General features: G+C 41.8%; 10 protein-coding genes. 8 read left to right on the forward strand and 2 right to left on the reverse strand.

The genetic code is table 11. The features are described from left to right. The coding region (locus tag CSV69_RS16955) for a hypothetical protein (protein WP_158232707.1) at positions 1 to 221 on the forward strand (221 nt) is incomplete at its 5' end. Next, positions 215 to 361: a hypothetical protein gene (locus CSV69_RS16960; protein WP_158232708.1), complete on the forward strand. Its 147-nt coding sequence runs from the start codon at positions 215 to 217 to the stop codon at positions 359 to 361. The genes CSV69_RS16955 and CSV69_RS16960, both read left to right, overlap by 7 nt. A 259-nt stretch (positions 362 to 620) precedes the next feature. Here CSV69_RS16960 and CSV69_RS15985 read toward each other — a convergent pair whose 3' ends face one another. Together CSV69_RS15985 and CSV69_RS15990 are read right to left on the reverse strand one after the other, a co-directional pair. Further along, on the reverse strand, positions 621 to 1,160 hold the full coding sequence (locus CSV69_RS15985) for a GDYXXLXY domain-containing protein (protein WP_085427086.1): 540 nt from the start codon (positions 1,158 to 1,160) through the stop codon (positions 621 to 623). Next, the gene (locus tag CSV69_RS15990; protein WP_099693951.1) at positions 1,150 to 2,232 is read right to left on the reverse strand and encodes a DUF2157 domain-containing protein; all 1,083 of its coding nucleotides are present in this window, start codon (positions 2,230 to 2,232) and stop codon (positions 1,150 to 1,152) included. The genes CSV69_RS15985 and CSV69_RS15990 overlap by 11 nt, the downstream gene beginning before the upstream one ends. A 249-nt stretch (positions 2,233 to 2,481) precedes the next feature. Between CSV69_RS15990 and efeO the strand changes: the two genes are divergently transcribed. From efeO to wrbA, 6 genes are all read left to right on the forward strand, one after another. Next, positions 2,482 to 3,330, forward strand: coding sequence for an iron uptake system protein EfeO (gene efeO / locus CSV69_RS15995; RefSeq protein WP_085427084.1), 849 nt, complete (start codon positions 2,482 to 2,484; stop codon positions 3,328 to 3,330). A gap of 4 nt (positions 3,331 to 3,334) precedes the next feature. Beyond that, on the forward strand, positions 3,335 to 4,612 hold the full coding sequence (gene efeB, locus CSV69_RS16000; protein ID WP_099693952.1) for an iron uptake transporter deferrochelatase/peroxidase subunit: 1,278 nt from the start codon (positions 3,335 to 3,337) through the stop codon (positions 4,610 to 4,612). Further along, a complete protein-coding gene (locus CSV69_RS16005) occupies positions 4,587 to 6,335 on the forward strand; it encodes an FTR1 family iron permease (RefSeq protein ID WP_232319599.1) in 1,749 nt (582 codons plus the stop codon). The genes efeB and CSV69_RS16005 overlap by 26 nt, the downstream gene beginning before the upstream one ends. Positions 6,336 to 6,958: 623 nt before the next feature. After that, entirely contained in the window at positions 6,959 to 8,773 is a 1,815-nt protein-coding gene (locus tag CSV69_RS16010; RefSeq protein ID WP_199170436.1) for an assimilatory sulfite reductase (NADPH) flavoprotein subunit, read from the forward strand. Positions 8,774 to 8,795: 22 nt separating this feature from the next. Beyond that, a complete protein-coding gene (gene cysI, locus CSV69_RS16015; RefSeq protein WP_099693953.1) occupies positions 8,796 to 10,520 on the forward strand; it encodes an assimilatory sulfite reductase (NADPH) hemoprotein subunit in 1,725 nt (574 codons plus the stop codon). 266 nt (positions 10,521 to 10,786) lie between these two features. Continuing rightward, entirely contained in the window at positions 10,787 to 11,398 is a 612-nt protein-coding gene (gene wrbA, locus CSV69_RS16020; protein WP_099626281.1) for an NAD(P)H:quinone oxidoreductase, read from the forward strand. Positions 11,399 to 11,536 lie beyond the last annotated feature (138 nt).

The following is an 11,536-nucleotide window of genomic DNA, read 5'->3' on the forward strand; positions in this document are numbered from 1 at the left end:
GGATTGCCTCCAGCCATGAGCCAACTAGCGGTGGAGCTGCTAGCTGTCTCATGGCCACGGCCTACCCCGCAGTTGTGCCTGCGCTGCTAAGTACTTACCATGTCAGGTTGTGGTTTATAGTAGATAAAACCAGTGACTGGGTAGTACTAGTTCCTATTCTTGCAAAAGAAGAATCAGAACTGCCTTACACACTATCTAACGCAGGCGGCTGCACGTGGTAGGCGTAGTAATGAGACAGCCAGGCGCACTTCCTGTCTGGCTCATTGCGGAAGCCATCCACCACCGCCGAAGTGGGGCCAATGATCGCCCCACTTATATAGCCAGTCAAACTACTACCTCTGCAAAATACAAGGAAAAGTAAAGGGTTCGTAAAACAACTACCTAAAATCGTATCCTACTTACTTGTACGAACACCTTCCCCGTGTACTCGAAAAAAAACTACCTGAACTGCCCTACACACTATAGAACGTTCTAAAGCCATCCACTACCGCTGAAGTGGCGCCAATGCCCGCCCCACGTACATAGCCAATCAAACTACTATATTTGCACAAAAAAACCGCCACTAGAAATCGCTAATCCACGATTTCCAGCAACGGCTTACAATTCTCTACTACAGCAATCTACTTCGGGCGTACATTTTCCAACACGGCAAAACCATCACGAACCTTTACATCAGCAATCAACTGCCCTTTGCGTGAAAGGTCCTCCAACTGCATACCAGTGTTTTCTGCTACATAGTAACGGTCAGGAAGGAAATTGGCGAAATACGTTTGATTTTCATTATTATTGAATTCACTGTAGTAATACATATCGCCCTTCAAAAACAATCCGTCATTTGGTTTCTTATGTGTGACCGTCTTCAATCCGTAAAGATCTCCCTCTTCTTGTTCTAACACGGCATATACCGTAAGCCTTCCGGTATCGTGTTTGGAAAACTCTTTAATAAGCGCTGGGTCTAGATCGTCTTTTGTGAATTCTTCAATCGCAAACTGAAGACTGACATAATCACCGTATAGAATATCGCGTGGGTCGACAGGTACGGTTTCCAATGTAATAGTTTTACCTGTATTCACTGTATACAATGGCTTCCAAGTCATCGCTAAAAGGAGGATGATGGGGACGATTAAGGCAACAAGGAATAGATTCCGTTTATTCTTCATGACGTTTCACCGTCTCTCGTCGTGATTTTTCAAACCAGAATCCAAAACCGATTAGCAACAAACCGCCTACGATGAAAAATAATGATTTTGGCATAAAGTCGTATGTGATATCCGTGTAATAGCGATAGATTAACGCACACGTGATCAAGATAGCGGGTAAGCTGCCTTTCTTCAATAAATACACCAACAAGACAACGAATAGGGTAGTGAAAATATAAGGAGCGGAATCACCAAATCGTAAACCATCCCAAACGAATGGGAATGTTAGCATAATACCTGTGATACCAAATAGTATGGAACCCGTCCAGGAGGACTCTGTACGATAATGTTTGAAGGGTGCGAGTGCAAGGAACACCCCTAGTACAAAAACAATCAGTATAGAAATCCATTCATCGACGTGGAAAAACTCTAGCATATTGACGATGAAAGCCGCGCTTAGTAAAACACTCATAACAAACAATGAACTCTTTCTACCAAATCGAGTTTCATTCATCCAGAACAATACAGGAATCAGTAGGAGTAGCCAGAAAGGACCGAAGCTTCCTGCTTCATAAGCTGTAAAAGCGCTAAAGCTGTAGATAATAAAAAATGCACTAGCAAATACTGCGAGCAATTGATCCTTAAGATAATAAGCTAACGGTAAGATTCCAACACCCCATAAAAGGAAGTCGGTATACACCGTATGTTGCAAGTGAAAGCTTTGGCCAATCAGAAATATTCCTGCTCCAAAAATGGCAGCACCGATGTAGTACATACTGCGAGATGTTCGTTCATAATCATTTTCCAGCTTATACCCTGCGAAGTACGCCAAGATCATGCCGACAACAATTAATCCAAACTTAAAGAATGGCGTAAGTCCTGCCCAGTTGCCTGCGATGAAGCTTAGTATTCCTATCCCTACTAATATAGCTCCGAAAGCCAGTAGGATTCTCACGAAATTAGCGCCGCCTTTAGATTCGTAAAGCGAGAGCATTTCGTCGGCATCTGCTGCTTCCATCTTGCCATGCTGTTGTAGAAAAGAAAATTCTCGTTGCAAGAAATCAAATTGTTGCTTGCTGATTTTTCTTTTCACATTGATTTCCTCCCTTCATAATGGTTACTTAGTAGACGAAAGAAAGTAGTTTTTGTTACAAAAATCTAAAAAGTATAGAAATACCCGAATAGAAAAATATCTAGTTGAATATAGTATCTCTTAAATTTTCTAAAAACACAATAAGTACTAGAAATATACACATATCTCCTTAAAATCCCTATTGATTTATCATTTGAGAACGATTATCATTGATAACAGCAAACTAAATCGTGGGAAGTGGGAATTAAAATGAAACAAACAGTAGTAACAGCATTCGCCTTGACGACAGGAATTCTATTGTCGGGCTGTGGAACGGCAGACGAACCTAAAGAAAAAGAACCGGCAGTAACAGAAGCGGTAGATCTAACTGCTGAAACAGATGCATATAAAGAGTTTGCACTTGAACAGATGGATGAGTTCGTTATCGATACAGAAAAATTTGTTACGGCAGTTAAATCAGGAGATATAGAAGAAGCAAAAAGAATCTATCCGATTGCTAGAATGTATTTTGAACGCTCTGAACCAATTGCAGAAAGCTTTGGCGATTTAGACCCGCGAATTGATGCGCGTTTAGCAGATGTTCAAGAAGAAGGTCAAGGAGAAGAAGAGTGGTCGGGTTACCATAAGATCGAATACGGATTATGGGTAGAGAATACAACTGAAGGCTATGCAGATGTCGCAGATCAGTTGCTAAAAGATGCAAAAGAATTGCGCGCACGTGTAGAAACAGTGGAAGTGTCTCCAGACTTGATGGTTACAGGTGCAGTCGATTTATTGAATGAAGTATCGACTTCTAAGATCACGGGAGAAGAAGAAATTTATTCTCATACGGATCTATATGACTTCAAAGCAAATATTGAAGGCGCTGAGAAAATCTTTGAAATCTTTAAAGATAAAATGGCAGAGAAAGATCAGCAGTTAGTCGACGAACTTGAGTCGAAATTCGAAACAATCAACGGGTTGCTTGCAGAATACGAAGATGGTAACGGTGGCTATATATCTTATGAAGAGTTGACGAAGGAAGATACTAAAGCATTATCAGAAGCAGTAAATCAATTAGGTGAGCCATTAAGTATGATGGGCATCGTAACGGAGTGATAAAATGACGGACCGCACTGAAGAAAAATTCTATGATAAGAAAATTTCACGTCGCCAAATGTTGAAGTATACAGGAGCAGGTGCAGCAGGTGTTGCGATTGGTGCATCAGGTCTAGGCAGTGTTCTCAAAGTATTCGGAATGGTAGAGGAAGAAGACAATCCACGGTCGAAAAATAAGATCAATTTCTACGGTAAGCATCAATCAGGGATCGCTACAGAATGTCAAAGTTATGTATATTTTGCTTCGTTAAATGTATTGGTGAACTCACAACAAGAATTGATGGATCTATTTAAAATGTGGACCCCTATTGCGGTACGCATGATGAATGGTGAAGAGATGGATGGTCAGACGTCTAATATGCTCATTCCCGCTAAAGATACAGGAGAAACAGTCGGGTTGGACGCTTCAAACTTAACACTGACATTTGGTGTAGGTCCGTCACTATTTGAAAAAGATGCATTAGGTTTAGCTTCAAAAAAGCCTGCTGAACTAAAAGATTTACCGCATTTTCCAAAAGATCAGCTAGATCCTGCGTATACCGGCGGAGACATTTGTATTCAAGCATGTGCTGATGATCCGCAAGTTGCATTCCATGCGGTTCGAAACTTAGTGCGAGCAGCTTCGGGAAAAGTAACACTAAAATGGACGCAAGCAGGTTTTAATTCGTACCCAATGAAAGGTAAGAAAAAAGAAACGCCTAGAAATCTATTTGCTTTTAAAGATGGTTCCGTCAATCCGAATGGATCCAAAGAAGCTGAGATGAATGAAGTCGCATGGATTGATGCGGGTCAATCAAAGGCTTGGATGACCAATGGAACATACATGGCTGTTCGTCGCGTCCAGATGCATCTGGAAACATGGGACAGAACTGCATTGCAGGAACAGGAAGCAACATTTGGTCGCCATCGGGATACAGGTGCACCAATTGGTAAGAAGCATGAAATGGATGAAGTGGACTTAGACGAAAAGGATGCAAAAGGGGAGTATGTCATTTCCGAAGCTTCCCACGTGCGGTTAGCGAAGAAGTCCAAGCAAAAAATATTCCGTCGATCATTCTCCTATAGTTCAGGTGTAATGGATTCGACAGGTACATTCGATGCCGGTTTACTATTCATCTCGTTCCAAAAAAAACCTGAACAATTTATTGCTATTCAAAATAGCTTTGGACGTGAAGACAAATTAAATGAATATATTACCCATCGCGGCAGTGCATTATTCGCTTGCTTCCCTGGAGTCCAAAAGGGGGGCTTTATCGGTGACTCACTCTTCTCGATTATATAAATGGATAGCAGTAATGCTGATCGTCATAGTTTTACCGATACGCCCTGCGTTCGCTGAGACCGAAACAAATTATAGTGATCTCTATATCTCCATCAGTGATTCGATCATGCAAACGAAAAAAGCGAATGATGCAGAAGCATTATCTTCTTTGCAAGAATTTGAATCAATTTGGCAACAACAGAAATTGGAGAGTTCAGAGTACACGAAGGAAATCGATAAGACGTTAAAGAAAGCTTTGAAAGCTGACTCTGCAACACGCGGAGAGTTATTGAGTTCTTTATCCAAAGCGGTACACGAACTGGAGAAGTCAGAAAATCCAGTTGACGAACTAGCAGAGCGCGAGAAATTCGGCAAAGCGATGGAACTTGCGATTGCAGATTTACAACAAGCAATTGAGTCCGATTCGCTTGAAGAGATCAAACAAGCTAATCAACAGTTCGTTTCCACATGGACACGCAATGAACGACCTGTGCGTGAACAAAGTATTTCAGCATACGGTGCAATTGAAACGAGTATGGCGTTCATGCGAATCACGTTAGCGGAAGAAAAACCAAATCTCGAAGCATACCGTACGCAGTTTGATGATCTGACTGTCATTGTTGATCAGTTCGTCAATGGGACATTGAAAGAAACAGCAACTGAAGATTATTCTTTGACCACGTTGATTGCATTATTAGATAAAAGTTCAGATTCGTTACAAAGTGGAAAGCTTGATGACGCGAAGAAGTCATTACGTGAGTTCATTCAAATCTGGCCAAATGTTGAAGGAGAAGTGCGTACGAAAAACGCTTCACTTTATACACAGCTTGAAAATGAATTACCGTTGATGATCGGTCAATTGTCGAATAGCGGCTATGATGTTGAAAAAGCGGATGGCCAGTTGCAAGATTTTAAACAGCAAATCGCCTTACTTCAAACAAATGACAGTTTCAGCTTTTGGGACTCTGCTTTGATTCTATTACGTGAGGGTCTGGAAGCATTGCTGATTATTATGGCGTTGCTGACATTCTTGACGAATGCCAATCAGCAAGGAATGCGCAAATGGGTATATGTCGGTGCGGGCGCGGGAATTACGCTTAGTATTGTAGTGGCCATCATGATGTCGACCGTATTGCAGTCTGTCACGATTGGCAATGACCGCGAAATGATGGAAGGCTATGTCGGACTTGTAGCTGCCGCATTGATGATCGGTGTTGGAATTTGGATGCATCAAAAATCCAATGTGGCTTCATGGAATCGTTATATATCCAAGCAAATGGGTCAAGCGATTTCTACAGGGAGCGTGCTTGCGATGGCTTCGGTCAGTTTCCTTTCTGTATTTAGAGAAGGTGCGGAAACGATTGTGTTTTACGCGGGGATTGCGCCAAAGATGTCCACACTTGAGTTTGTGATGGGGATTCTGCTAGCAGTTGTCATATTGGCGATCGTAGCATTTATTTTCATGAAGTTAAGCCACCGCATTCCGATTCATCGCTTCTTCGCAGTGGCGACGATTTTGATTTATGTACTGGCGTTTAAAATTATCGGTGTGAGTTTGCATACGTTGCAGTTGACGAATGTAATTAACACAACTGTGCAACCGCGCTTGCCAATTATTGATGTGATCGGTTTTTATCCTACCACTGAAACGATCATGGCACAGCTTGGGTTGCTAGTAATTATTGTAGTGGTGGCTTGGGTCAGAAAAGCAGGCAACCATTCCAAAGCACAGCTTTCGAATTAACAAAACAAGAATGCTCCAGAAGTGACTTCACTTCACTGGGGCATTCTTTTTTGTATGGTTTTAAGTTCAAGGTCTTAACGTGGATATCAGAGTTGGTTACTTTGTAGGTACGAGGGGATGGAAGCTCCAGCTGGCGGACGCTTTCCTATGGGCCTGCGGGAAGAGCCGTAACGTTGCGCTTTTACTAGTAAAAGCGCAACGTTAGGAGCACATCTTTGCACTTCGACGCCAGCTTCTGCTTACATCCTAATTTGATATTGAAGGTACTTTTATCACTCATTGTAGGTAGTGTCTGAACCATTGTTTTACGTAAACTTTTTTAAGATCAAAATAGATTGCAACCATAACTTTAATGATCAACTAAAAGTGTAATCCACTCACATTGTAAGGGATTGGTGCGTAGGAGGGGCGACTCAGGAAAGCGTCCCCTCCGAAGCGCCAATCCCCCACCCCCAACAAAATTTTTACTCACTCTATTTCAAAAAAGTCCACTTCATTATATTAAAAACCTACTTGACTAATAGGTTTAATAATAATACAATGAAATCATCTTAAAAATAGTTATCAGTCTAGTCAGATTTTGTTTGACGAAAAATATATAAGAGGTTGTGAGGGTGATGAATATGGCTTTACAAGTATCGAACAGTCCTTTCAGTGAAGAACAGGTAGAATTGCTCAATCGTCTGTTGCCAAGTATTTCAGTAACACAGCAAAGTTGGCTGAGTGGTTATTTAACAGCGGTCAGCTCAGCTTCAGTGCCTTCCGGTGGCGTCGCTGTATTAGAGCGTCCTGCTATCGAAGTTCCGACGGCAGTAAAAGAAATAACCGTACTTTATGGCTCACAAACAGGCAACGGACAGGGAATTGCGGAACAAGCAGCAGCTAAGTTAAAAGAGCAATCTTTTGAAGTGACAATACAATCCATGAATGATTTCAAACCGAATAACCTGAAGAAAATTGAAAACTTATTGCTTGTCGTCAGTACACATGGAGAAGGAGATCCACCTGATACAGCCTTACCATTTTTTGAGTTCTTGCATGGGAAACGTGCTCCAAAACTAGATCATCTTCATTATTCAGTATTGGCACTTGGCGATAGCTCATACGAATTCTTCTGTAAGACGGGCGCTGATTTCGATCAGAAACTATCTGACCTAGGAGCTGTTCAGTTAGCACCACGTGTAGATTGTGATTTGGATTATGATGAGCCGGCAGCACAATGGCTAGCGGCGGTGGAAGTTTCATTAGACGTCCAAACGGGTGGTCAATCGGCTGCAGCTAGTGTGGAAGTCGAAACTACATCTTCAACTCAATTTTCACGCACGAATCCGTTTAAAGCGGAAGTACTTGAAAATATTAACCTAAACGGCCGAGGTTCTAATAAAGAGACGCGTCATGTGGAGATTTCATTAGAAGGCTCTGGACTGACATATGAACCGGGCGATAGTGTAGGGATTTTTCCAACGAATAATCCCGACTTAATCGATGAGATTATTCGACTAGGGAATTGGAATGCAGAAGAAACCGTCGAAATTAACTCACAAGGTGAACGCCGTGCTTTACGCATTGCTTTACTGAATCACTTAGAGATTACTGTAGTAACTAAACCGTTACTTGAAAAACTATCTAATTACTCTGAGTCAGAAGAGTTGAAGCGAATTATAAAAAAAGAACATGCAGAAGAATTTCGTGCGTATGTCGATGGACGCGATTTACTAGATGCATTAAAGGACTTCGGACCAGTTGAAGCATCAGAACAACAACTGGTGGGGATTCTTCGTAAACTGCCAGCGAGATTATATTCAATTGCAAGTAGCCTAGAAGCGAATCCTGAAGAAGTGCATCTAACAATTGGTGTTGTACGTTACGAAGCGCATGGTCGCGACAGACAAGGTGTTTGTTCTATCCAGTGTGCAGAAAACCTTGAGCCGGGAGATACATTACCAATCTATATTCATAAAAATGATAATTTCCGTTTACCTGCTAATTCACAAACACCGATCGTCATGATAGGTCCGGGAACGGGTATCGCGCCATTCCGTTCATTCATTGAAGAACGTAGTGAAACAGGGGCAGAAGGAAAGTCTTGGTTGTTCTTTGGAGATCAGCATTATGTGACAGATTTCTATTATCAGACTGAATGGCAGAATTACGTGAAGGATGGTGCGTTAACACGCCTCGATGTAGCCTTTTCACGTGATACAGATGAAAAAGTCTATGTACAGCATCGCATGAAACAAGCAAGTCAAGAACTGTACCAATGGATTGAAGAAGGTGCAGTGATTTATGTATGTGGTGATGAACAGAACATGGCAAAAGACGTCCACGCGACGTTGCTGGAAATCCTTCAACAAGAAGGCGGTAAATCACTTGAAGAAGCCGAAGCATTCGTTACACAGTTAGTTCAAGAAAAACGCTATCAGAGAGATGTCTATTAAGTATCCGAAGGGGAGTGGGAGCATGTCTTCAACAACAAAGCCGATCCATATACAAGATGGAGCACCGAGTGATGTAGAAGAAATTAAAATTGAAAGTGATTACTTGCGTGGAAACCTCATTGAAACGATGAATGATTCCATCAGTTCAGGAATTCCAGATGATGATAACCGTCTAATGAAATTCCACGGAAGTTATTTGCAGGACGACCGAGATCTACGGGTAGAGCGTCAACGTCAAAAATTAGAGCCGGCCTATCAATTCATGATCCGCGTGCGGACACCAGCCGGCTTCGCTACGCCAAAGCAATGGCTTGTTATGGATGAACTGGCACATAAATATGGTAACGGTACATTGAAGTTAACGACACGCCAAGCATTCCAGATGCACGGAATTTTGAAATGGAATATGAAAAAGAATATTCAAGAGATGAATGACGCGTTACTGGATTCTATTGCGGCTTGTGGTGACGTCAACCGAAACGTCATGTGCAGCCCGAACCCAAATCAATCGTCAGTTCACGCAGAAATATATGAGTGGTCGAAGCGATTAAGCTTGGACTTATTGCCACAAACAACGGCTTATCATGAAATTTGGTTGGATGAGGAAAAGGTTGTGGATACGGCAGGGGAAGAAGTAGAGCCAATCTACGGCGCGACGTATTTGCCTAGAAAGTTCAAGATTGGAATTGCGGTACCTCCAATGAATGATATTGATGTATTTTCTCAAGACATTGGGTTGATTGCGATAGTCGAAGACGAAAAACTAGTCGGCTTCAACGTTGCTGTAGGTGGCGGTATGGGAATGGCGCATGGAGATGAGCAGACGTACCCTCAGTTAGGTCGTTTGATTGGATTCGTACCTGCAGATCAAGTAGTAGAAGTAGCGAAGCATTTAATGATGATCCAACGTGATAACGGAAATCGTTCTGTACGAAAGTATGCACGATTCAAGTACACGATTGATTCTCGCGGACTTGATTGGTTAATTGGAGAGCTTCATAATCGTCTAGGTTGGGATTTGGAAGAGACGCGCCCTTATCACTTTGATCATAATGGTGACCGCTATGGATGGGTGCCAGCAGAAAATACAAGCTGGAATTATACGTTCTTCATTGAAAACGGTCGTGTGCGTGATACCGAAAACTATAAACTGATGACTGCTCTTCGTGAAATTGCAGAGATCCATACAGGCGATTTCCGTCTGAGTCCGAATCAAAACTTAGTTCTAGGCGATGTAGCTGATTCAAATAAGAAGAATATAGAAGAGATTATTGCGAAGTATGGTTTGGAGTCTCCAGCTGAGCAGTCAGCATTACGTAGAAACTCCATGGCATGTGTATCGCTGCCGACATGTGGTTTAGCGATGGCAGAGGCAGAACGGTATTTACCTTCACTGATTACAAAAATCGAGGGCTTGCTAGATGAAGCTGGACTTGGCGATGAAGAGATCGTGACGCGGATGACAGGATGCCCGAATGGATGTGCACGTCCAGCGATAGCGGAACTAGGCTTTATCGGTAAGGGACCAGGTAAATATAATATGTATTTAGGTGGCGGATTTACAGGACAGCGCCTAAGCAAAATCTATCGTGAAAATATTGGAGAAGAAGAAATACTAGGTGAACTAGGCCCTATATTAAAACGATATGCAAAAGAACGAGACGAGGGTGAACACTTCGGAGACTTTGTAATCCGTGCTGGCATTATTGCAGAAACTACGGACGGTACGAATTTCCATAAGGTATAAGTGGATCAGTTAAGACAGCTAGAGTGAAATCTAGCTGTCTTTTTTGAATAAGTTAAATAATTTGTGGTGGTCACTGAAATACTTGTGAAGATCATCATTTTACTATTACAGCTCATTCTTAATGGAAATGCAAACTACGCTAGTATAAAAATTTTATGAGTGGAGATGATTAGTAATAGAAATAACGGGGAAAGGAAGAAGGAATGGGTTCTCTTAGTATGAGCCTTTAAGGAAACAATATTTATCAAACTAAAGGAGATGTTTGGATGTCAAAAGTTAAGTTAGCAGTAATTTTTTACAGTATGGGCGGAACGAATTATCAATTAGCAAAGTGGGCAGAGGCAAGTGCGAAAGAAGCAGGCGCTGATGTGAAAATTTTAAAAGTACAAGAACTGGCTCCACAATCCGTAGTTGAAAACAATGATGTATGGAAAGCAACAGCTGACGCAACGAAAGATATTCCGGTAGCTACATCGGATGATATTGAATGGGCAGACGCAATTATTTTCAGTACGCCAACACGTTTTGGTAATATGGCTTCCCAAATGAAACAATTTCTTGATACACAGGGTGGTATATGGGCAAAAGGAAAGACTATAAACAAAGTTGTAAGTGCTATGTCTTCGGCTCAAAATCCACATGGCGGTCAAGAAGCAACCATCTTATCGCTATATACTTCGATGATGCATTGGGGTGCGATTATCGTTCCACCAGGATATTCGGATCCAGTAATCTTTGGTGCAGGTGGAAACCCTTATGGAACTAGTGTTACAGTCGGTCCGTCTGGTGAGATGATTGAAGATGTAGAAGCCGCTGTTAAATATCAAGCTAAGCGTACGGTCACAGTAGCAGAGTGGGTTAAAAAAGGAATTCAATAAAAACAAAAGAGGCTGGGACAAAACCCTCCTCATATTGAAAAAGAACGGACCCATTGAAGTTTATGGGGTCCGTTCTTTTTTATATATTTTTTTAGTTTTAGGAAGAAAAAAAGGATACCTTCTGATAAAATTTAGTCA

The sequence above is a fragment of the Sporosarcina sp. P26b genome (assembly GCF_002743245.1).
Classification (GTDB): Bacteria; Bacillota; Bacilli; order Bacillales_A; family Planococcaceae; genus Sporosarcina; species Sporosarcina ureae_C.

What these genes read in the sequence shown, in the direction of transcription:
- cysI (WP_099693953.1), top strand. Translation starts at nt 8,796, where the DNA reads ATGTCTTCAACAACAAAGCCGATCCATATACAAGATGGAGCACCGAGT.
- efeB (WP_099693952.1), top strand. Translation starts at nt 3,335, where the DNA reads ATGACGGACCGCACTGAAGAAAAATTCTATGATAAGAAAATTTCACGT.
- efeO (WP_085427084.1), top strand. Translation starts at nt 2,482, where the DNA reads ATGAAACAAACAGTAGTAACAGCATTCGCCTTGACGACAGGAATTCTA.
- CSV69_RS16010 (WP_199170436.1), top strand. Translation starts at nt 6,959, where the DNA reads ATGGCTTTACAAGTATCGAACAGTCCTTTCAGTGAAGAACAGGTAGAA.
- CSV69_RS15985 (WP_085427086.1), bottom strand. Translation starts at nt 1,160, where the DNA reads ATGAAGAATAAACGGAATCTATTCCTTGTTGCCTTAATCGTCCCCATC.
- wrbA (WP_099626281.1), top strand. Translation starts at nt 10,787, where the DNA reads ATGTCAAAAGTTAAGTTAGCAGTAATTTTTTACAGTATGGGCGGAACG.